Source organism: Paenibacillus massiliensis subsp. panacisoli DSM 21345 (assembly GCF_000426545.1).
Lineage (GTDB): Bacteria > Bacillota > Bacilli > Paenibacillales > Paenibacillaceae > Paenibacillus > Paenibacillus panacisoli.
Map to the genome: position 1 here is coordinate 84,578 of NZ_AUFO01000022.1, position 21,034 is coordinate 105,611.

Annotated in this window: 21 protein-coding genes and 1 pseudogene; 19 read left to right on the forward strand and 3 right to left on the reverse strand. The window is 44.5% G+C overall.

The features are described 5' to 3' along the window. Nucleotides 1-307 precede the first annotated feature (307 nt). The 4 genes from K331_RS0118060 (at nt 308) to K331_RS0118075 (ending at nt 4,359) form a co-directional block, all read left to right on the forward strand. The gene (locus K331_RS0118060) at nt 308-895 is read left to right on the forward strand and encodes an RNA polymerase sigma factor (protein WP_028591407.1); all 588 of its coding nucleotides are present in this window, start codon (nt 308-310) and stop codon (nt 893-895) included. Beyond that, nucleotides 870-1,931 carry a hypothetical protein gene (locus K331_RS0118065; protein WP_028591408.1) on the forward strand — a complete coding sequence of 354 codons (1,062 nt, stop codon included), beginning with the start codon at nt 870-872 and terminating at the stop codon, nt 1,929-1,931. The genes K331_RS0118060 and K331_RS0118065 overlap by 26 nt, the downstream gene beginning before the upstream one ends. Before the next feature lie 202 nt (nt 1,932-2,133). After that, complete coding sequence (locus K331_RS0118070; protein ID WP_028591409.1) at nt 2,134-3,207, forward strand: hypothetical protein; 1,074 nt, start codon at nt 2,134-2,136, stop codon at nt 3,205-3,207. Between the two features lie 78 nt (nt 3,208-3,285). Continuing rightward, nucleotides 3,286-4,359: a hypothetical protein gene (locus tag K331_RS0118075; RefSeq protein ID WP_028591410.1), complete on the forward strand. Its 1,074-nt coding sequence runs from the start codon at nt 3,286-3,288 to the stop codon at nt 4,357-4,359. A gap of 222 nt (nt 4,360-4,581) precedes the next feature. Here the strand turns inward: K331_RS0118075 and K331_RS0118080 are convergent, their stop codons facing one another. Then, nucleotides 4,582-5,493, reverse strand: coding sequence for an EamA family transporter (locus K331_RS0118080; RefSeq protein WP_028591411.1), 912 nt, complete (start codon nt 5,491-5,493; stop codon nt 4,582-4,584). A 279-nt stretch (nt 5,494-5,772) separates the two neighbouring features. Between K331_RS0118080 and K331_RS0118085 the strand changes: the two genes are divergently transcribed. From K331_RS0118085 to K331_RS0118135, 11 genes are all read left to right on the forward strand, one after another. Then, on the forward strand, nt 5,773-6,018 hold the full coding sequence (locus tag K331_RS0118085) for a hypothetical protein (protein ID WP_028591412.1): 246 nt from the start codon (nt 5,773-5,775) through the stop codon (nt 6,016-6,018). A 16-nt stretch (nt 6,019-6,034) separates the two neighbouring features. After that, nucleotides 6,035-6,421, forward strand: a complete 387-nt coding sequence (locus tag K331_RS0118090; RefSeq protein WP_028591413.1) for a spore coat protein — start codon at nt 6,035-6,037, stop codon at nt 6,419-6,421. Further along, complete coding sequence (locus tag K331_RS0118095; RefSeq protein ID WP_028591414.1) at nt 6,418-7,554, forward strand: zinc-dependent alcohol dehydrogenase; 1,137 nt, start codon at nt 6,418-6,420, stop codon at nt 7,552-7,554. The genes K331_RS0118090 and K331_RS0118095 overlap by 4 nt, the downstream gene beginning before the upstream one ends. A 55-nt stretch (nt 7,555-7,609) precedes the next feature. Next, complete coding sequence (locus K331_RS0118100) at nt 7,610-7,822, forward strand: hypothetical protein (protein WP_036635254.1); 213 nt, start codon at nt 7,610-7,612, stop codon at nt 7,820-7,822. 4 nt (nt 7,823-7,826) lie between these two features. Next, nucleotides 7,827-8,123 carry a spore coat protein gene (locus tag K331_RS0118105; protein WP_028591416.1) on the forward strand — a complete coding sequence of 99 codons (297 nt, stop codon included), beginning with the start codon at nt 7,827-7,829 and terminating at the stop codon, nt 8,121-8,123. 207 nt (nt 8,124-8,330) lie between these two features. Further along, entirely contained in the window at nt 8,331-9,272 is a 942-nt protein-coding gene (locus K331_RS0118110) for a Gfo/Idh/MocA family protein (RefSeq protein WP_028591417.1), read from the forward strand. Nucleotides 9,273-9,360: 88 nt separating this feature from the next. Continuing rightward, nucleotides 9,361-9,936 carry a TetR/AcrR family transcriptional regulator gene (locus K331_RS0118115; RefSeq protein ID WP_028591418.1) on the forward strand — a complete coding sequence of 192 codons (576 nt, stop codon included), beginning with the start codon at nt 9,361-9,363 and terminating at the stop codon, nt 9,934-9,936. Between the two features lie 141 nt (nt 9,937-10,077). Continuing rightward, nucleotides 10,078-10,599, forward strand: coding sequence for a DinB family protein (locus K331_RS0118120; RefSeq protein WP_028591419.1), 522 nt, complete (start codon nt 10,078-10,080; stop codon nt 10,597-10,599). Nucleotides 10,600-10,948: 349 nt separating this feature from the next. After that, on the forward strand, nt 10,949-11,899 hold the full coding sequence (locus K331_RS0118125) for an ABC transporter permease (protein WP_051289902.1): 951 nt from the start codon (nt 10,949-10,951) through the stop codon (nt 11,897-11,899). Nucleotides 11,900-11,934: 35 nt separating this feature from the next. Further along, entirely contained in the window at nt 11,935-12,822 is an 888-nt protein-coding gene (locus K331_RS0118130; RefSeq protein WP_028591421.1) for a carbohydrate ABC transporter permease, read from the forward strand. Nucleotides 12,823-12,961: 139 nt separating this feature from the next. After that, on the forward strand, nt 12,962-14,689 hold the full coding sequence (locus tag K331_RS0118135) for an extracellular solute-binding protein (protein WP_036635256.1): 1,728 nt from the start codon (nt 12,962-12,964) through the stop codon (nt 14,687-14,689). 192 nt (nt 14,690-14,881) lie between these two features. On the opposite strand, the gene K331_RS0118140 is transcribed toward K331_RS0118135, so the two are convergent. Beyond that, nucleotides 14,882-16,240 carry an MATE family efflux transporter gene (locus tag K331_RS0118140; protein ID WP_028591423.1) on the reverse strand — a complete coding sequence of 453 codons (1,359 nt, stop codon included), beginning with the start codon at nt 16,238-16,240 and terminating at the stop codon, nt 14,882-14,884. A 164-nt stretch (nt 16,241-16,404) separates the two neighbouring features. Here K331_RS0118140 and K331_RS0118145 point away from each other — a divergent pair, with 164 nt between their 5' ends. The 3 genes and pseudogenes from K331_RS0118145 to K331_RS32965 all read left to right on the forward strand — a co-directional run. Continuing rightward, nucleotides 16,405-17,085, forward strand: a complete 681-nt coding sequence (locus K331_RS0118145) for a TetR/AcrR family transcriptional regulator (protein WP_028591424.1) — start codon at nt 16,405-16,407, stop codon at nt 17,083-17,085. A gap of 181 nt (nt 17,086-17,266) precedes the next feature. After that, complete coding sequence (locus K331_RS0118150) at nt 17,267-18,010, forward strand: YggS family pyridoxal phosphate-dependent enzyme (RefSeq protein ID WP_028591425.1); 744 nt, start codon at nt 17,267-17,269, stop codon at nt 18,008-18,010. Nucleotides 18,011-18,031: 21 nt separating this feature from the next. Next, nucleotides 18,032-18,112: pseudogene (locus K331_RS32965) on the forward strand (hypothetical protein); the annotation flags it as partial. Between the two features lie 11 nt (nt 18,113-18,123). Here K331_RS32965 and pdxR read toward each other — a convergent pair. Beyond that, on the reverse strand, nt 18,124-19,557 hold the full coding sequence (gene pdxR, locus K331_RS0118155) for a MocR-like pyridoxine biosynthesis transcription factor PdxR (RefSeq protein ID WP_028591426.1): 1,434 nt from the start codon (nt 19,555-19,557) through the stop codon (nt 18,124-18,126). Nucleotides 19,558-19,764: 207 nt separating this feature from the next. Between pdxR and K331_RS0118160 the strand changes: the two genes are divergently transcribed. Continuing rightward, the gene (locus K331_RS0118160) at nt 19,765-21,006 is read left to right on the forward strand and encodes a serine hydroxymethyltransferase (RefSeq protein WP_028591427.1); all 1,242 of its coding nucleotides are present in this window, start codon (nt 19,765-19,767) and stop codon (nt 21,004-21,006) included. Nucleotides 21,007-21,034: the final 28 nt, after the last annotated feature.

A 21,034-nucleotide genomic window follows, 5' to 3' on the forward strand; every position in this document is an offset into this window, starting at 1 on the left:
TAACTAGAAGAGTGCTAGTTCCTTTATAGGCTGTGTTTTTCTTCTTTTATCTTTGTGATTCAATGTAGGTGATCACATTGAGAAATAATAAAGGCTAGCATATTCTCTAGCAGATTGTGCTGAATAATTTGCGGGTTTCGTAGCATGACAAGTGGAAAACAAAGCTTCACTAGTGTGTTTTATACCAGCCAATATTCTTTTTTTTCATCAAGGTCGATGATGTTACCAAGTATTATTTTTGATGTTGCTGTCACAAAATGACCTGCATCGGTGTATTAAGAGTGTAGGCAGGAGGGGGGGATGATTTTTGGATAGACACTACAGAGAGTATAAATCAGACTCAGAAGAAATTGAGAGGCTGGTTGAAAGGACTAAACTTGGTGATAAGGAAGCTTTCGCTTCAATTATAAGAAACTTTGAAAAACCAATGTATATCTATTGTTACCATATGCTCAAAAGCAAGGAAGAAGCAGAGGATGCTCTACAAGAAATATTTATTAGAGTGTATGAACAGATACATAAGTATCGTTCAAATATGAGTTTTTCGGCATGGCTGTACAAAATTGCCTACAATTACAGTCTGAATCAAATCCGGGGCAAAAAAAGGTGGTTTCGTTTTATAGATCGTTATAAGTATGATCAGCCTGAGACCACGACTCAGCAAGTAGATAGTCAAACTACACTGAAGGATCTTCTAAAGCCACTGACTACAGAAGAGAGACATATATTACTTCTTCGGGCGATTCATGGATATCACTTTGACGAGATTAGTGAAATGATGAATATGAAACCAGCAACGGTGCGCAAAAAGTATGAACGTCTTCGCAAAAAACTACAGACGAAGGAAGTTAAGGAAGGAGGAACAGTGAATGCGTCGATCACCAAGTCCATCTAAAAACGTAAGTGTTCACCAGGTGGAGCAAATGATTCGGGATACGGAGACGCCAGAGCACAGCATGAGTCAACAGATTGTAGAAAAACTTGAATCAAAGAGTGTACCATCACAAAAGCCATTCTTCACAAGAAGAGTGGGAGTCATCGCAGCGTCACTGGTTGCTTTTTGTGTGTTTCTGACACCTGTCATGGCTGAAGCCATAGAGCGGCTATCCTTGCTTGAATATATCAATCCTTTTGCCAAAGAAGTGAAAATAAATCCAAATGAGAAGGTAGAGACAATTTATAAGCGGGATTTGGATGGGAATAAGTCTTTTCATGCGGGGATGATTCAGTTTGATGACATTGAGGACCAGGAGTTTAAGAGCCAGCTGCAAAGGGTGTGGAAAGAGGTTTTTCCCCAGGGAGAAGAAATTAATGATGTGATCATATACGAATATGAGGCGGACACCTATCACATAGAGGCACGAAACGAAAGCAGATCTATCCAATTTGACCAGGGTAACTGGTATTTAGCGAGACAAACGATTGGAGAGAATCAGGTTCCAGATGCTGTAAAAGTTGCAGCGGATCAAGCTTTTAATCAAGTTGGGGAGTTTAAACAAAGTAAAAGGTCAGTAAGTCAAATGATCTTAAGACCCCATCAAAAGCCGGTGTATAAGTTCGTGTACGAAACAAACAAGGGTTCTATCCTCATTGATGTACAAAAAGATACCAATCAGATCACAAGGGTAGTAGCCTTTCCGCTGTCGGATCATCTTAATAAATTGGAGGATCAAAAGAAATATCGTGACTTAGTCGAGAAAACAAAAGCAATTGAGCTGGATAAGGTTCGTGAGGAAACCGTGAAACAAGCTAAAGTATGGATGAATTTGGACTTAGCTGATTATAAAGTATCCAGAGTTGAATACCGGTTTGATACATTCACTTTCACGAAAGAGGGCTATCCATCCGTGACTGCGGTGATCACCTCTAAAGGAACGATCTATTGTATGGAAATCGAGCTACGAGAGTTATCTGAAAAAGGAGCGGACTAATCAAGGAAATGCTGGGATTAGGCTGAATTAAAATGGCTCCAAGCTGTATTGCCTTGCAAGTTGAACGTGGGTGCTGCTCGGTCTAAGGCAGAGAGAGGAGGTGATGACTACTGCTTTTCTATAGATTTATTTCAACGTGACTGAACCATTCCATTAAAAAGCTGTGGGCAAAGCAAAATAAAAAATAAAGGAGTTTATTCATATGAAAAAAAAAAAAAAATTTCCTATCCTCGGAGTAGCCTTATTATCAGGAGGTCTGCTGGGATACCAAACACTCGTTCAGGCAGATGCGCCTAACAACGTAAATGTCAATGTTTCGCAGGGTGTTAAGCTTGATCAGAAGCTGATACAACAGGCTCAGGATAAGCTTAAGGAATTGACAGGGAATACGTATACGTTAATTCAAGGAACGGCTACGAAAGATTCTATTCATTTTAAAAGAGAGAGCTTCAAGGACGATATTATTGAGTACAAAACGAATGGAAAGCTCGAAACTATCATTATTAAAATCAATTATGAAGATTTAAAAGGTGGAAAATATCAAACCAAACTGAAGGAAACGTGGGAAGCTTTGTTCCCAGGGGAAGAACCAAAATATGTGAGTATCTCAGAGTCAATCTACAGTGTGGGTACAATCTCATCGAATGCTATGCAAAATAAGCAAATTTATATGCAGGAGAATGGTGAGATTTATGGCGTGAATTATGCTCCTGGCGATGCCTCAGCAAGCGTGCAGCAGAAGGCTGCTCAGGTATTATCCAAGCTGACCGATGGAAAGGTCAAGCAGGGTGCTAAGTTGGATCGTGTGTTTGTCCGTGAGGGAAAACCCAATATATATAGATATAAGTATAAATCAGAAGCTATGAAAGTCAGCTTTGTCATTGAAGAACAAACGCTGGAACTGCTCCAAGCAGATGTATATCATACCGATGGTAAAGGTGTAGACAGCTATGAAGAATTTCAGAAACGAGAAAAAGAAAAAGAGGCAAAGATTGAGAAGTTGACGTTAGACACTTTAATGAAGAACGCAATGAAAGACGCGAAAAATATGCTAGATCTGGATTTGGAAGGATATAAGGGAGCAAGAGCAACGAATGCATGGGATAAGGATTATATGACCTTCACCAAAGAAGGGTCTCCCTCAGTTACTGCTAGATTTGATAAAGACGGATCGTTTAACAGCTTTACCATTCATAAGTATAATCAGAACATCGACTTTTACGGAATGACCATCGCAGGTCCCCCAAATGAAGAACTCAAAGTGTTAATTGACTGATATGTATGCAAAGTAGCTTGGAGATGCATTTATATTTCATTACAACTATGAGGTCGCAAAAGAAAGGAGTTCATTGCTATGAACAAAAAGAAAATCCCTCCTATCCTCGGTGCAGCTTTATTATTAGGAAGTTTGTTGGGATGCCAAATATTTGCTCAGGAAAATTCTCCTAACACGGTAAATATTAATGCTTCACAGGATGCTAAGCTTGATCAGAAGCTTATGCAAACGGCTCAGGATAAGCTTAAAGAATTGACAGGAAATACGTATACGTTAATTCAAGGAACTGCCATGAAAGATTTTGTGAGCTTTAAAAGAGAGAATTTCAAATATGATACTATTACTTATAAAGCTAATGGAAAGCTCGAAAATATCGGTATTAAAGTTAATTATGAAGATTTAAACGGTGGAAAATATCAAACCAAACTGAAGGAAACATGGGAAGCCTTGTTCCCAGGGGAAACACCAAAGTATGTGAGTATCTCAGAGTCAATCTACCGTGTGGGTACAATCTCATCGAATGCGAAACAAAATAAACAAGTCTATATGGAAGAGAATGGCGAGGTGCATGGTGTAAATTATGCTCCTGATGATGCCCCAGCAAGCGTGCAGAAGAAGGCTGTTCAGGTATTATCCAAGCTTACCAATGGAAAGGCCAATAAGGGTGAAAAGTTAGATCGTGTGTTTGTCCTTGATGGCAAACCGAATGTGTATCAATATAACTATAAATCAAAAACGATGAATGTGAGCTTTGCAATTGAAGAACAAACGCTGGAACTGCTCCAAGCAGGCGTACATCATAGTAATGGTAAAAGCCTGGATAATTACAAAGAATTCCAAAAGAAAGAAAAATCAAAAGATGCAAAGATCAAGAAGCTGACGCTAGATACATTAATGAAGAATGCAATGAAAGACGCAAAAACGATGCTAAATCTGGATCTAAAAGGATATAAGGGAGCAAGAGGAACAAATGCGTGGGATAAGGACCAAATGACGTTCACCAAAAAAGGGGCTCCCACAGTTATTGCCACAGTGGATGCAGACGGTTCGTTTAATGACTTTATCGTAGAGAAGTATGGTCTGCAACTCAGTTTCGGCGGAAACACGATCGTAGGGGCTCCAAATGAGGAACCAAAATTATTAATCAACTAATCGACTCCATTTATGGAAGCTGCACTTGATCCCGTGGGATAAACTGTGAACGAAAGCTTGACGATGTTATATGAACGGTTGGGCCTGGAACGCAGAAAATTTAGCTGATGTACTAATCAAAAAACACCTCTCTGTAGGCAGACCTTCAATACATAGAAGCGTCTGCCTACAGAGAGGTGTTGCCTGTTACAGCTACAATACTTCAGTAACAATGATTCATCATTACGTAGCGGAGCTGTTATGAGTATAGACCGCAGCCTTCTTCGTTAGGATCTGTCTTGCATTTCCCCCGATGATACCTCCCAATATGAGAGCAACGCCCAGCCATTGAGGCCAGCCCACTTGCTCTGCCAGCACAAGAGATGACATAAATACAGCTACTGGTAGCTCAGAGGCTGTCAGAATGGTACCGAGCCCCGGCCCTACATGCGGCATACCGATTGAGAATAACAGAGGGGGCAGTACGACCCCGAAGAAGCCCAGCATCAACCCATAAGGAACCAATTCCAGCAGAACAGGCGGATTCAATAAGAACGCAGGTGGAAACACTGCAAATACAGTAAGCATGCCCCCGGTGGCAAGCAGAGCGCTTTTTAGGATTGGGGGAGTATTTCGCTCAACAGCACTGCTAAGAAAAATGAACGTTGTAAAGGTCAGTGCAGCAAGCATTCCCCAGACACAGCCTTGCCAGGTCAGAACTACTCTTTCTTGAGCTACCATGTTGGCAGCCAGACCCGAGCCGACGAGAAGTATCACGATGGATATCAGCTTAGCTGTAGTGGGTCTTCTCTTGTAGATGATCCATTCAAACAGCGTGCCAATCCACACGAACTGGAATAAGAAAATGATGGCAAGCGATGCATTCAGTGTCTGTAGAGACTGATAGTAAAAGATGCCTGTCAATCCAAATGGAATGCCTGAGAGCAGCAGCTTCAATGTCGGTCTGAAAGATAGTGTCTTCCGTCTGGTGAACATAACTACAATCCATGTAAGCAAGGCCCCGAACATATATTGGCTTCCTGTTACCTCGGTAACAGAGAACCCGGTAGCGTATGCCAGCTTCACAAATGTCGATAATACACCGTAGCAGCATCCTCCCAAAAATACAATTAGTGCATAATGCCAAAGCTTCATCACATAATCCTCCTTCATTTGAACGCAAAAAAGCCACACAAATGCTCTATTGAACATTCGTGTGGCGAAAATAGAGATAGCTCTTAGAGATAGCTCCAGAAAAGTCCACAGCCTAAAACAGGTTTTAGTATTCCATTGAGGTTATCAGTATAAATCGGAAGCATGTGAGTTGTCAATGTATGATAAAAATAGGTCATTGCATAACTCATCGAGGTTCGGCAAGACTATTCGAGAGAAATCGATCTGGGTGAAATGACAAGGAAGGGAGTAATTTCATACATGCAACGACAGCCATTGGCACCGCATGAGTCGCTGGAGCTGCACGAATTGCTTAATTTCAAGACGCTATGCTTGGCCAAGTCCAAGCTGATGCAGGGCCTCGTATTTGACCAAGAGCTGAAGGACTTAATGCAGAAGGATGTTGAGCATACTTCTCAGGCTATCGCAGAGCTTCAGGCTGTATATGTCAACGCTCCATTTCAGGCGCCCGTTCCCCATAACCGTCCTACACCCATCTTGAACTAAAGGGGAGATTTTTTTCATGAATAATGATAATCTTGACCCAATTAATGCACTGAATATGCCGGAGATGGCGGATATGACCTTTGCTATGGATTTTATGATGCGGGCGAAGGAAGGGGTAAGAAATACCGCTGTTGCCCTTACCGAGACTGTATCGCCAGAAGCCCGTACACTACTCCGCAGACAATTGCATGATAGTATTGCCTTGCATCAGGAAATTACGGAGCTCATGGTGCGCAAGAAATGGTTCCACCCGTATGAGCTGGAGGAGCAATATAAGCTGGATCAGTTGTCGGCACAGAACACACTTCAGATCGGTCAAATGAATCTGTTCCGGGATGATACACGGCGCAAAGGAATGTTCGATCGAACGCCAGATGAGCATCTGGGGGTGGATCAGGCATGAAAGCCGTAACCTATCAAGGGATTAAAAATATCGTAGTGAAGGACGTGCCTGATCCGAGAATTGAGAAGCCTGACGATATGATTGTCAAAATGACCAGCACAGCGATCTGTGGCTCTGATCTGCATCTGGTGCACGGCATGATTTCGAATCTGCAGGAGAATTATATTATCGGGCACGAGCCTATGGGAATTGTGGAAGAAGTAGGATCGGGTGTCACCAAGCTCAAGAAGGGCGACAGGGTTGTGATTCCGTTCAATATTGCGTGTGGCGAGTGTATCTACTGCAAGCATGAGCTTGAATCTCAATGCGATCATTCGAATCCGAACGGGGACATGGGCGCATATTTCGGTTATTCAGGCAACACGGGTGGTTATCCTGGGGGACAGGCGGAGTATCTGCGAGTACCCTTCGCGAATTTTACCCATTTCAGAATACCAGAGAGCTGTGAGGAGCCTGACGAAAAGCTGTGTCTCATTGCGGACGTGCTACCGACGGCCTACTGGAGCGTGGAGAATGCGGGTGTCAAGAAAGAGGATACCGTTATTGTGCTGGGCTGTGGACCTGTGGGACTTCTCGTGCAGAAGTTCGCATGGTTAAAAGGAGCAAAGCGTGTAATCGCCGTGGATTATATCGATTATCGCTTGCAGCATGCGAAGCGCACCAATCATGTGGAAATTGTTAATTTTGAACAGCACCCAGATACAGGCAACTATCTCAAGGAAATGACCCATGGTGGCGCCGATGTCGTCATAGATGCTGTAGGTATGGATGGAAAGATGAATGATCTGGAATTTCTGGCAAGTGGCTTGAAGCTGCAGGGTGGCACTATGAGTCCGCTGGTTATGGCCGCCCAGGCCGTCCGCAAATGTGGAACGATCCAGATTACGGGTGTCTACGCTGGTCGTTACCATGGATTTCCGCTCGGAGACATCATGCAGCGTAATATTAACATTCGTTCTGGGCAGGCTCCGGTTATTCACTACATGCCGCATATGTATGATCTAATCACATCCGGGAACGTAGATCCCGGTGATATTATCACTCACATCATTCCCCTTAAGGATGCGAAGCAGGGGTATGAGGTGTTTGATACCAAGACGGACAATTGCATCAAAGTGATTCTGAAGCCATAGGTAGCATGAGGATGATATTTGTATACTCTGTACCTGAATTTGGGGGAATACCGTGATGGAGATAAACTCGAAATATGCCTTACATGAGACCTTGGAGGTACAGGAGATCGTTGCATTCAAGACTGTATGTATGACAAAGAGCTTGACGATGCAGGCTTTGGTCACAGATCCAGAGCTACTGAGCCTCCTGAGTAACGATGTTAAAGTAACCACACAGCAACTGCAAGAGCTTGGCGGAATTCTGTCCAAATCACAGCAAGGGAGCTGAAGGGATGAATCCGATTCTGGAATATATTACAGGTATGGGGTCCTTAACCGATCAGGTCATTGCCATGGATCTCCTCATGAACGCCAAAAGTGGGGTGCGAAACTACGCCATGGCAGTCACAGAATGTGCCTCACCCGAAATCAGAGCTGTACTTACCAAGCAATTAAATGAAGCGATTGATGCGCATGAAAGGATCGCCACCTACATGATCGAGCGTGGATTATATCAACCCTTTGATGTTCAGGAGCAGCTTCAGTTGAATTTGAAAAACATGCAGACGGCTTTGAATATAACAACTTAATCCTGTTTCCCTTATGGGACTGGATCAAAGAGCACTCTCCAGAGTGTTCTTTTTTGTCTATATCGCTTACACAGCATTTTATTTCATGTCTTTGCAAAGTGCTATAATACGTCTAATGCGTCTAAAAAGATTATGCTGTGCTTGTCTTCGAGTGGTACACTATATCTGATTAGCTATCATTAATGTCACGACAGGAGAGAACACGCTATGCACAATCAAACTAAGCGTACACGCGCTGCAATCATAGGCTTGGGAGGCATTGCTCAAAAAGTATATTTGCCACTATTATCCGCTCATGCCCATGTAGAGATAGCAGGGCTCATGAACCGGTCCGTAGAACCGATCGAACGCATGCAGCAGCTATATCGTATTGAACAGGGTACTACAGATATTAAAGAGCTGCTGTCGTGGGATCTGGATGCAGTCTTTATACATACAGCTACAGAGGCTCATTTCGAGCTGGTTATGCAGTGTCTGGAGCGTGGACTTGCAGTATATGTAGATAAGCCACTCTCCTATAATATTCGGGAATCTGAAGAGATGACAGCTTTCGCAGAGGCGCAGGGGCTACTGTTGGCTGTCGGCTTCAACCGCAGATTCGCTCCATTATACAAGAAGGCTAGAGCGTGGATGGAGGAAGGAGCGCTACTGGAGTCCTTATCTGTCATCAAGCATCGCACGGGGCTCCATAATCGTCCTGCCAAAGAGACCATCTATGATGATCTGATTCATATGCTGGATCTATTGGTGTGGTTGGCCAAGGATGATTATGAGCTGCTGCATCATTATGCTCGCACAGACGATGCAGGAAGATTACTGCATAGTGCCGGCGCGGTAAAGCTTAGCAATCATGCTTATAGCACATTTGATATGGTACGGCAGGGTGGAACGGATATTGAGAAAATCGAGCTACATGGTGGCGGAAGATCAGCGATAATCACGAATCTGGAGCAGGCGCTATATTACGAGAAAGGCTCCCTTCCTCAGGAAGAAACGTTCGGAAGCTGGGATGGTATTTTGCATCGACGTGGCTTTGCAGGGGCAGTGGATGAATTCCTCCAGACCCTGGAGCGTCCAGAGGATTGCCTGATCAGTGCGGATCGTGTGATCGAGAGCCATCATTTGGCTGAATTGATTATCAAGTCTTAGCAGGGGTTCTTCTCGTCATGAATTTGTTCGAACGATCCAATAAGGCGATTTTGTTGACTACTGGGTCAACAAGCAATAGAATGGATGCATGAGCAGACCGAGAGAATTTGATGTTGATGACGTGCTACACCAATGTATGGAAGTATTCTGGGAAAAGGGCTTCAAGTCAACCTCCTATGAGGATTTGACTCGTTCGACAGGAGTTAAGAAGCAAAGCCTGTATTGCGTGTTCAATGATAAGCGCAGTCTATTCTTGAAATCCTTGGCACACTACCGCAGCTATAGTATTGGAGTGCTGAAGGAACTAGATGCCGAGGACAAGTCTCCGTTGAGCAAGCTGGAAGCACTGCTAGACTCGCTACTGAGTGATGAGATGATGAGTCGCGGCTGTATGATGGTCAATACGTCCCTGGAATTCGGAACAGATGACGCACAGATCTCCCGCGAGGTGGAGCTGTTGTTCGTAGAGTCAGTGCAGATCATCGAGCGGATCATTCGCAGTGGTCAGGAGCAGCAACTGATTACGCGACGATATACTAGCCAGGAGCTGGCAGCTTATCTGAACAATGCGATACTAGGTGCGAGAACCTTGGGTAGATCCGGTGCAGCTCCAGAGCAGATCAAAGCCGTCTTGCAAACATCGTTTGCAATGATCCTGGCTTGATCTTTTTTTTTGAACTTTGTTCCTGAAAGCAGCGAGATGATGGGTCATCCAGCATTTTGCACAATGATTAATTTCATGAATAAAAAGGGGGAGACAAAGCGTATAGCGAATATTAAGGTGAGACAAGGAGGGTGATTGGATATGGGGCGAACAACATTAGAGATTGGTGTCTTGTCTGGATACGAGCCTGAGATAGGACGGTGGCTTTGGTGTCTGGAGGATGTGCGCAGGACGATTGTGAACAAGCTGAAGGGCTTAGATCAAGAGTTGCTGGATGAAAAAGTTGACGGTCGGCACAGCATCGGCTCGCTGCTGTATCATATTGCGCTGATTGAGGCGGATTGGCTATATGTCGAGGTGCTTGAAACCGAATATGAGCCGGAAATTCGTTCTTTGTTCCAGCTAAGTGACAGGTTGGAGAATGGGTCTCTGGTTCATGTGGAAGGAGAAACGCTGGAACAACATCTTGCTCGCTTGCAGACTGTCCGTGACAGGTTACTGTATCATTTTAGGCAGATTGATCTGACGGACTGGAGAACGCCAAGGCACTTGGAAGACTATGATGTCACCCCTGAATGGGTTGTTTATCATTTAGTTGAGCATGAGGCTCATCACAGAGGACAAATATTCGAGCTATTAAGAACATTGCAAACAACGAATTAATAAATCAACTTGCCCGGAAGGCAGCAGAGCCTCAAATCATCATACAAATGACCGATACGCAGAGCAGCGATTCTCACATTAGTGGAGAATCGCTGCTCTGTTGAGGTTTTAGGCTTTTGAGAGGAGAGGGAGCTGTCTCCGCCACTACAAAATCTCGAAAAGAGACCTTCTAAAAATCATTTTAGGGGCAGCTCCTCTAGAAGAATTTGAGCAGTTCTTTAAAGATTGGAATAGACAGGGTGGACAGGAAATAATCCTAGAAGTGACAGTAATAATCCAATGAATGGAAGTACCCAGTCATATCTGTGTTGTATCGAGAAAATACGCAATACTGGAGGGAAATGATGACATGAACAACGCTAGAGATCCCCTGATCGGTACACAATCATTAAAGAGGCCCAGAAGAGATAAATATCATTTATTTCTAATGGCATTACCCTTCCTAGTGTTGGCCTTTCTCTTTTCTTACCTGCCTCTTTACGGATGGATCTATGCTTTTTATGATTATCGGCCAGGCATCCCGCTCTCTGCTTCGGAATACATGGGTTTTGAATGGTTCACCTCAATGGTAGCGAATGAAATACAACGTCAGGAAATTATCAGGGTGCTACGTAACACAGTTGCCATAAGCAGCTTAAATATTGCGACCTCCATATTCCCAGTAATCTTTGCCGTATTTCTGATTGAGCTTAGAAGCACGAAATTCAAAAAAATCGTACAAACGCTTACAACCTTGCCGAACTTCATCAGCTGGGTGCTTGTATACTCGTTCGCGTTCATGTTGTTTTCTGTAGACAATGGCTTCCTTAATAACTTTCTACTGGAGATGGGATGGATTTACCAGCCGCTGAATATTCTGGCCTCCGATGATCATACCTGGCTGGCGATGACGTTATGGAGTGTGTGGAAGGGTCTCGGATGGGGCGCAATAATGTATATCGCGGCCATTACAGGAATCGATCAAGAAATCTATGAAGCAGCGCGGGTCGACGGCGCAGGACGCTTTCGTTTGATGTGGCATGTGACCGTTCCGGGACTTATGCCAACATTTTTCGTACTGTTGTTACTCTCCATCGGGAACTTCATCAATAACGGGATGGAGCAGTTCTATGTATTCCAAAATGCGATGAACACGAGTCATATCGAAGTGCTAGATCTGTACGTCTACAATATTGGGATGACCAATTCCAACTTTGGGTTTGCCACGGCTGTTAGCTTGCTGAAATCGCTGGTTAGTCTGTTTCTGCTGTTCGTAGCCAATAATCTGTCCAGAGTTATTCGAAAAGAAAGTATCTTCTAAATCCTGGTAATAGCGTAAAGGAGGGGAAGTGCAGCATGCCGATCAAAGAGAAATTCACATGGTTTCACTTCATCAATTATACGGTATTTACGATCATCACGATCATATGTGTATTTCCATTTTACTATCTGTTTATTAATACGATCAGCAACAATGACCTGAGCAGTAGAGGGCTGGTCATGTTTTACCCGAAAGGCTTACACTTTACCAACTACACGGATGTCTTCAAAATCCCAGGTCTGGGTCAAGCAGCGCTTGTGTCTGTTGGTCGTACGCTAATTGGTACCGTATTAACGGTACTTGCATCTGCTTTTCTCGGTTATCTCTTCACCACACACATGTGGGGACGAAAATTTTGGTATCGCTTTCTCGTCATTACGATGTACTTTAATGCCGGTCTTATTCCGTGGTATTTAACGATGCTACATCTGGGGCTGACCAATAATTTCTTAGCTTATATCTTGCCTGCCATCGTCCAACCGTTCTTTATTATCCTTGTCAAAACCTTTGTAGAGTCTACACCTATAGCTCTGCAAGAATCCGCACAAATAGATGGTGCAGGTTATTTCAAAATCTTTACATCCATCATCTTCCCGCTCATCACACCCATTCTAGCGACCATTGCTATTTTCTCCTCCGTCAGCCAGTGGAACAGCTTTACGGATACCTTGTTCTTGATTACGGACCAGCGTCTGTTCACGCTCCAGTTTATATTGTATCGCTACATGAATGAAGCCACGTCGATAGCACAGTTAATGAAGCAATCTACAGGTGGCATGGATCTGGACTTGGCCAACATGGCTACCCCGACTTCCATCCGAACTACGGTCTCCATGGTTGTTGTGCTGCCTATTCTGCTCGTGTATCCGTTTTTCCAGCGTTTTTTTGTCAAAGGAATCATGATTGGTGCCGTTAAGGGATAATCTCCGCTACTTCACTTGAAGGGAGGAAGGCTACACGAAATGCTGATGACATCTATAATAATTGAGCTCTATAGAAAGTGATAACTCCAAGGGCTTGAGTAGCAAAAGAAGGATCACACATAAGGGAGGACGTATGTATATGAAAAAAAGATATCAACCGGTGCTACTTGTTCTTATGTGCGTCATATTTATATTTACTTCAGCCTGCAGCAGCAAGGATAATGACGGAGCCGAAGCAGGAGACTCCACAAAGCTGACAATCGACGTATTCTCTATGCTTGCTAACTATGCCGGTGAACAGCCTGGATGGTTCGCCAAGCTTGTCGAGGACAAATTTGATCTTAAGTTAAATATCATCTCTTCCAATCTGGCTGGCGGACAGCAAAAAATCGCAACCATGATGGCCTCTGGCGATCTAGGCGATCTCGTTGTGTTTGGCACGAATGGTAAGGACTATCAAGACGCAATCAAGGCGGGCCTTTTGCTCGATTGGACTCAGGATGGGCTGCTTGACACACATGGTCAAGGCTTATTGAAATATGCTCCTGAAGCAATTGAAGCCAACAAGACGCAATTCGGTGGCGGTACGAGCGTGTACGGAGTGGGCTTTGACGTGGGTACAGGAGAGGGACCCTCAGAAGGTGTAACGATGAGCTATGGGCCGAATCTGCGCTGGGACTTGTACCAGAAGCTTGGCAGCCCCAAAATCAAGACATTGAATGATTACTTGCCGGTACTGAAGAAAATGCAAGAGCTGGAGCCTAAAAGCGAATCTGGTCGTCCGACCTATGGAATATCGCTTTGGTCTGATTGGGACAGCAACTACATGACACTTGCCAAGGTCATTGCTCAGTTCCATGGTTATAATGAAGGCGATGGACTTAACCCGGCAGGTCTGACTTTGACGCATCAGAATAAGAATGAGTGGCAAGGCATCCTCGATGAGGACGGGTATTACCTTCAAGGGCTTAAATTCTATTTTGACGCTAATCAGCTGGGGTTGCTAGATCCCGATTCTTTGACGCAAAAGTTCTCCGATGTCTCCAACAAGGTCAAGGATGGACAAGTGCTCTTCTCCCATTTCCCTTGGGTAGATAACGTGTACAACACTTCGGAACGTACTGCTGAAGGTAAAGGCTTTGCTTTGGTGCCTTTTGAAGAGGAGAAGATCACATCCTACGGGATGAGTCCGTATGGTGGGAACCGAATATGGGCCATTGGGTCAAAAGCGAAGAACCCGGAGCGAATTATGGAATTTCTGAGCTGGCTGTATTCTCCAGAAGGTGTGATGGAATCCAATTACGGCCCTAAAGGGCTCGCATGGGACATTGACGATCAAGGCAAACCATTCGTCACAGAATATGGATGGAAAGCATTGCCTGCGAGCTCGGAGCCAGTTCCAGCGGAATATGGAGGCGGTACTTTCAAGGATGGCATGAATCAGATCAATAACACGACACTGAAGCTTACCAATATTCACCCAGACACAGGCGAGCCGTATGACTATAATCTTTGGAATTCAACCCTGAATCATGACCCGGACCCCGTAACCCAAAGCTGGCGGGAAGCCATGGGCGCTACCACTGCGAAAGAATATTTTGTGAATAACGATATGATCGAGGTGTCAAAACCGTTCTTCACGACGGAGACTCCTGCTACAACACCGGCCCAGCTACAGCAAAAGCTCGACGGCATCGGTAAGATTATCAAGGAGTATTCCTGGAAAATGATTTTTGCCAAGAATGAAGCAGAATACAATAGCCTCAAAGAAGAGATGATGACTAAATCCAAAGGTCTGGGGTATGACGAGGTTGTACAATATGAAGTCGAACTAGCAGAGCGGACAGTATTCCCTCACAAAAAATAACTTTGGCATCTTAGGTGTTATTAGGCACTGTAGTCGCTTAAGCAGTTTAAATCGCCAGCTATTCACTCTTGCGAACAAGAAGAAGGCCTGACGTAGGCATATAGCACACGTCAAGCCTTCTTATTTTATTCTGCGTATGTGATTGGTTCTTGTTATGCATGTCTTTATGCATTCCTGTTCCATCGGGAGAAGCTACTGCGGCTGGACGAGATGGTCCATATCCGGCTGCAATCTGGTCCGCAGCGCATACATCATGATGGCACCAACGAGGAAAGCAACGACATCTGCAATGACAAGCGACCAGACTACACCGTGCAGGCCGCTCATTTGATTAGCGATGTAGAGCACAGGAATCAGCGTAATTCCTTGAATAACAGACATTACAAAGGCGGCAGTTCCTTGCCCTGTTGCTTGGAAGATCCCCGTGAACAAGGTGGTAGCTCCTGAGATGAACAGGGATAAGAACGTCACATGAAGAATGTAGCTACCCATTTCAATGAATAGCGGATCATTCGTAAATAAACTAATTAAGTGGTCGGAGGTGAGATAGACGATGACGCCGAACACGGCGGCTAATGACACAATTACTTTGATTGTAAATCCAATGGTATGCTTCATGCGTAATTTGTTCGCTGTAAAAGTGTAGGCAATGAGCGGCACAACTCCCTCGCATAGGCCCATCAGAATGAACTCGGGAAATTGCAGTAACCGTGATGAAATACCGTATCCTGCTACGGCCTGTTCTCCATATTCGATCAGAAAATGATTCACGATGAGTAACATGGCACCCAAGAAGATGCTCATAACAAAGACGGGAACGCCGATTTTGAGTACATTGCTCAGAATCTCCTTGGTAGCCTTGAACCATTTTACGGAGATGGTTAAAAAGGGGCTCTTATTTCCGATATGGAAGGCGTAGAATGTGCTCGCAACGACATTAGAAATGACTGTAGCAGACGCCACCCCGATCACGTCCCAATGGAAGACGAAGATGACTAGTGCATCGAGAATTATATTAACGACCACACTGAGAAGCATGCCGATCATTGAAGTGATCGCTGCACCCTCCGAGCGTACGATATTCTCCAGCGTAAAGAATAATACAACGAATGGTGAACCCAACAGCATAATCATGACATAGTCCTTTGTGAATCCGAACGATTCAGGCGTGGCTCCCAGCCCATGAACGATGGGGTCAATCAACGGCAGACCCACGGCCATGACGATAAAACCGAGAACCAGACTGCTGTAAAAGGCGAATGATGACACGTGCTTCACATCATCGTATCGGTGCTCTCCAAGCAATCGGGAGATGAATGTACCGCTCCCCATACCCATCAGATTGCCTAGCGCCATAATGAGCGCAAATAGAGGCAAGGTTAGTGTGAGTGCGGTAAGCATGGAAGTATTGCCTAGCGTACCAAGGAAATAGGCATTCAATATCGAGTATATGACACTCATTGACGTACCTAGCATCATCGGTACAGCGAAGTGGGCTACGGCTTTGGCGATGGGTGCCTTTTCAAAATAATAGAGATTTTCTGCATCCATATGGAGTCACTACTTTCTTCATTTATTTTTGCTTCAGCTACTCTGGAGTGCTTTTTCAACAGTCTAACAGTGTTAGATTGCGCCTTACAGTGTTAGATGATATCATGAACCTAATCAACCTGTAAAGCATAAACTTACACCGTTAGATAAAAGGATGGATAGCTATGAAAAAACAGCAGCCACAGATTTCGGAGGATAAAATTTTGGAAGCTTCCTGGGAGCTTCTTGGGGAGGATGGCATCGAGAAATTCAGTATGAGACGATTGGCCGACCGTCTGGGAATTCAGGCCCCGTCTTTGTACTGGTACTTCAAAAGTAAGCAGAATCTCTATCAGCGCCTGGCCAATCAAATATCGAAAATAATACTGGAGGAGTTCCACTCCGATGGAGACTGGAAGGAGCAGATGGCGGGGCTGGCTGTAACGGTAAGAAGTGTGCTTGGTCGGTATCCGTGCTCCACGCAGCTGATGATGATGACGCTGCCTCACGAGCCAGACATGATCCGGTTCACCAACCGTATGCTGCTCTGCATGGAATCGACGCCACTTGAGCAAGAGCAGAAGTTGCAGGCGGTTCTTACGCTCGTGAACTATGTTTTCTATTTCGTTCTGGACAACTATCAGCATGAGCGCAATATAACTGCGATCCTAACTGAGCAGGGTGTGGTTCCGATCGGGGAGATGGACGATATGCTGGATTCGATGAGTGAGTCGGAAGCAGGATTGTTCCGAAATATTTACAGGAGCGGGCTATTCAAGGTGATGGGGAGCGACGGCGCGTTCGAGTTCGGCTTGAAGCTGATTTTGCTTGGAATTGAGCAGGTCGTAAAGGAGCAGGAGAAGTAAATCTACTAGAAGTATTTATTTAAATCCACATTCATCGTCCTATGGTTTCATTAATCGCCCTATAGTTTCTTTCCTTTTGGACTGTTCTTTTTTCTGTTTTTGGATATGTCTCACCCATCCACTTGTTGGTATACTGGCACAGGGATTGACGTATTTAATATCTGAAAGAGGGTAGAGGAGTATGGACCAACTTGTAGAGGAGAATCTCATAACCGTTAGACAGCAAATGGAGCTGGCTTGTCGCACCTCTGGTCGCCAAATTGAGGATGTGACATTGTTATTGGCCACGAAGACAGTTCCACTAGAAAAGCTGCAACAGGCTATACGGGCTGGTGAAACTTTATTTGGTGAAAATAAGGTTCAGGAGTTAAGGGACAAGTTCCCACTTATGCAGCAACATGAACAACTAGAATGGCATTTTATTGGTCACCTGCAAACGAACAAAGTGAAGGATGTAGTGAAGTATGTGACGCTCATTCATTCAGTAGATCGTCTGAAGCTGGGCCAGGCTCTGCACCATCAGCTCATGAAGGAAAATAAAAGCATGGATATATTGGTGCAAGTCAACACCTCCTATGAGGAAAGTAAATTTGGAGCTGCTCCAGAGGCAGCCGTTGAACTGGTAGAACAGTTGTCCCAATTCGACACATTAAACATAAAAGGCTTGATGACCATTGGTAAGTTTAATGCCACTAACGAAGAAACCCGGGATTGTTTTCGATTGCTTAAAAATATACAAGCACAAATTATAGAAAAAAACATGCCGAAGGTGAACATGGATATTCTTTCGATGGGGATGTCTGCTGATTTTAAAGTGGCGATTGAAGAAGGAGCCACGATGATCAGAGTAGGGACGAGTGTGTTCGGCCAGCGATATTTACCGGACGGCTACTATTGGAATGAGAACATTCAACAGTTGGATTAGCCAGCCGCCATTCCGGCTGCAATTTGTACGGGGAAAGCTGCGCATGAGAACTCTTCTAAGCGTAATATGGCAGGCATCGCTTGCGTTGTTTTTACACTTACATGGCAAGGTACTTACGGAATAAGTATCCTTGCCAGACGTTTAATTCCTTCCTCAATGGTAGCCTCATCTACTTTAGCAAATCCGAGGACCCACCCTTTTCGGTCACTTGTATAACAGTATTTGCTGAGTGGATAAATACGAATACCATCCTCCATAGCTAATTGTGTAACTGCTTTTTCATCAAAAGACGGATCTGCCTCTAGAAGCATGTGCAGTCCAGTTTCTACTCCACTTAGCTTAAAATGTTCGCTTAATCCCGTTGTGGTTATGGCTTTAGACAAGGCTTCGTGCCTACGTCGGTACACATTTCGTACTCGCCTCATATGACGCATAAAGTGGCCTGTCTCGATAAAATGGGCAAGCGTGAGTTGCTCCATAATAGGAAGGTGGCGGTAGGTCAATTCCTGGACCTGAGTCATTCGATGAATAGCTTCATGCGGACCGATGACCGCAGATATTCTAATGCCAGGAGCGATCATCTTGGAAAAGCTCATCATGTACAGCGTGCTCTGGGGCCGCTGGCTAAATAAAGTAGGGAGTGGGTCTCCACGGTACCGAAATTCGCTGTCATAATCATCTTCTACGATCCAAAATTGAGATTGTGCGGCCAGATGGATCAATTGCTGACGACGAGGCTCCGACATAATTACTCCTGCAGCGCATTGGTGAGATGGCGTTACGAACACAAGCCTTGATTTGGGATGAATCTGATCGACACAAAGACCGTATTCATCGACTGGGGCTGGTTCAATGATCATTTGTCGATAATTCATGGTCATCCATGCAGCAGGAAATCCCGGATCTTCAACCGTAACCGTATCCCCTTCCTGCAGAAGGGCTTGAGACATTAGATCAATACTATGTTGGGCTCCAGAAGTTAATAAAATTTGATCAACATGTACGTCAATGCCTCTCTCAAGAGACAGGTATCTTTGAATTTGTTTGCGAAGCGGCAAAAAACCTTTTGGATCACCATAAGACCAGACGTTTACATCTGCTTTTGTTGAAGCATGTAAGAAGGATTGCCTCCAATTCTTTTGAAATAGATCATCTACATAAGGCTCGTGGGGATTGAAATCAATATCTGTTTCCAGCTTTTCTTTATTACCAAACCAGCTGTGCAGAGGGTCAATCGAAAATGTTAAAGGTGGCAATTCGGGTGAAGCAGGTTCGTTCAGCTCTGTTTCCTTTGAGAAAGGGGCGGTATAGATTGATTCATTTACTCTAGTCCCACCTCGACGCGAGGTGACCGTGTATCCACGGCTAAATAATTCCTCATACACAATCTGTATGGTGGAACGCGACACACCAATCAGCTGTGCAAGCTCACGAGAGGGGAGTAGCAATTCACCAGGAGGCCATTTTCCAGTAGTAATATTATGAATAGCCTGATCCAGAAGTTGCTGCCAAATGGGGCGTTTATCATCACGATTTACGTTGAGCATGTTGTCACCACCGGTTGCTTTATGGATTTATGGATTGCTTCAAAAGATAGATTATGGATGTTCATTGCCAATCCATTGATTGATATACTAGCATAGCGATCATTACATCCGCAATGGCATCAAGCTATAGCAACACAACTGAATCTATATTCAGAGGGGTGTCAGGGGCTGAAGTCTTTCAAAAAGAGAACGGAAAGGAAGTTACATATGAACCATTTGGAGCAGCAGGATGCAATAATAGCGCAAGCGATCCAAAAAGAGCTTGGACGACAACGGAATAAAATTGAACTTATAGCATCTGAGAATTTCGTAAGTCGAGCCGTTATGGAGGCTACAGGCAGTGTGCTGACTAACAAATATGCTGAGGGATATCCTGGTAAAAGATATTATGGCGGATGTGACTATGTTGATCAGGTGGAGCAGCTTGCCATCCAACGTGCGAAATCGCTCTTTGGTGCAGAGCATGCTAATGTGCAGCCACATTCAGGTTCTCAGGCGAACATGGCCGTGTATCTCTCTTCAGTTAAGCAAGGCGATACTATATTAGGTATGAACCTGTCTCATGGCGGTCATCTTACACATGGAAGTCCAGTGAATTTTTCAGGATCATTCTATAACTTTGTGCCTTACGGGGTTGATGAACAAACGGGATATATTGATTATGACCAGGTTCGAAAAAGTGCCTTTCAGCATCGACCACGGATGATCGTCGCAGGTGCAAGTGCCTATCCACGCATCATCGAATTTGAGATAATCGCAGAAATCGCGAACGAAGTCGGGGCTCTGTTTTTTGTAGACATGGCTCATATTGCTGGTATTGTGGCAGCCGGACTGCATCCTAATCCATTACCACACGCGCAATTCGTCACAACGACAACACATAAAACACTGCGTGGCCCTAGAGGAGGAATCATCTTATGTCAAGAACCATGGGCAAAAGCTCTGGATAAAGCAATATTCCCAGGGTCACAAGGTGGTCCGCTGCTGCATGTCATCGCTGGTAAAGCAGTGGCGTTAGGTGAAGCCTCGCAGCCGGATTTCAAAACGTATATGGAACAAGTTTTAGAGAACGCAAAAGTATTGGCTGACACACTAATAGCTGAAGGGCTGACAGTGGTATCGGGAGGAACAGACAACCACATGGTATTGGTTGATTTACGTCCTACTGGATTGACCGGGAAGGAAGCTGAAACTTTACTTGATGAAATAGGGATAACTGCTAATAAAAATGCAATACCGCATGATACAGCAAGCCCATTAGTAACGAGTGGTATTCGTTTCGGTACCCCCGCCATGACATCTAGAGGATTTGGAATCCAGGAGATGAAGGAGGTTGCACAATTAATCAGTCTTGTTTTTAAAAATCCAAAAAGCTTGAAGAATAAAGAGGATGTAGCGGGGCGTGTGCAGGAAATGACGTCAAAGTTCCCTTTATATGAAGGCCTTTAGAATTCTTTAGAACCCTGTAGAAGCCTAG

What these genes read in the sequence shown, in the direction of transcription:
- K331_RS0118080 (WP_028591411.1), bottom strand. Translation starts at nt 5,493, where the DNA reads ATGAAGCTTTGGCATTATGCACTAATTGTATTTTTGGGAGGATGCTGC.
- K331_RS0118135 (WP_036635256.1), top strand. Translation starts at nt 12,962, where the DNA reads ATGAAAAAAAGATATCAACCGGTGCTACTTGTTCTTATGTGCGTCATA.
- K331_RS0118150 (WP_028591425.1), top strand. Translation starts at nt 17,267, where the DNA reads ATGGACCAACTTGTAGAGGAGAATCTCATAACCGTTAGACAGCAAATG.
- K331_RS0118130 (WP_028591421.1), top strand. Translation starts at nt 11,935, where the DNA reads ATGCCGATCAAAGAGAAATTCACATGGTTTCACTTCATCAATTATACG.
- K331_RS0118105 (WP_028591416.1), top strand. Translation starts at nt 7,827, where the DNA reads ATGAATCCGATTCTGGAATATATTACAGGTATGGGGTCCTTAACCGAT.
- K331_RS0118160 (WP_028591427.1), top strand. Translation starts at nt 19,765, where the DNA reads ATGAACCATTTGGAGCAGCAGGATGCAATAATAGCGCAAGCGATCCAA.
- K331_RS0118125 (WP_051289902.1), top strand. Translation starts at nt 10,949, where the DNA reads ATGAACAACGCTAGAGATCCCCTGATCGGTACACAATCATTAAAGAGG.
- K331_RS0118095 (WP_028591414.1), top strand. Translation starts at nt 6,418, where the DNA reads ATGAAAGCCGTAACCTATCAAGGGATTAAAAATATCGTAGTGAAGGAC.
- K331_RS0118115 (WP_028591418.1), top strand. Translation starts at nt 9,361, where the DNA reads ATGAGCAGACCGAGAGAATTTGATGTTGATGACGTGCTACACCAATGT.
- K331_RS0118110 (WP_028591417.1), top strand. Translation starts at nt 8,331, where the DNA reads ATGCACAATCAAACTAAGCGTACACGCGCTGCAATCATAGGCTTGGGA.
- K331_RS0118070 (WP_028591409.1), top strand. Translation starts at nt 2,134, where the DNA reads ATGAAAAAAAAAAAAAAATTTCCTATCCTCGGAGTAGCCTTATTATCA.
- K331_RS0118065 (WP_028591408.1), top strand. Translation starts at nt 870, where the DNA reads ATGCGTCGATCACCAAGTCCATCTAAAAACGTAAGTGTTCACCAGGTG.
- K331_RS0118145 (WP_028591424.1), top strand. Translation starts at nt 16,405, where the DNA reads ATGAAAAAACAGCAGCCACAGATTTCGGAGGATAAAATTTTGGAAGCT.
- K331_RS0118100 (WP_036635254.1), top strand. Translation starts at nt 7,610, where the DNA reads ATGGAGATAAACTCGAAATATGCCTTACATGAGACCTTGGAGGTACAG.
- K331_RS0118075 (WP_028591410.1), top strand. Translation starts at nt 3,286, where the DNA reads ATGAACAAAAAGAAAATCCCTCCTATCCTCGGTGCAGCTTTATTATTA.
- K331_RS0118085 (WP_028591412.1), top strand. Translation starts at nt 5,773, where the DNA reads ATGCAACGACAGCCATTGGCACCGCATGAGTCGCTGGAGCTGCACGAA.
- pdxR (WP_028591426.1), bottom strand. Translation starts at nt 19,557, where the DNA reads ATGCTCAACGTAAATCGTGATGATAAACGCCCCATTTGGCAGCAACTT.
- K331_RS0118120 (WP_028591419.1), top strand. Translation starts at nt 10,078, where the DNA reads ATGGGGCGAACAACATTAGAGATTGGTGTCTTGTCTGGATACGAGCCT.
- K331_RS0118090 (WP_028591413.1), top strand. Translation starts at nt 6,035, where the DNA reads ATGAATAATGATAATCTTGACCCAATTAATGCACTGAATATGCCGGAG.
- K331_RS0118140 (WP_028591423.1), bottom strand. Translation starts at nt 16,240, where the DNA reads ATGGATGCAGAAAATCTCTATTATTTTGAAAAGGCACCCATCGCCAAA.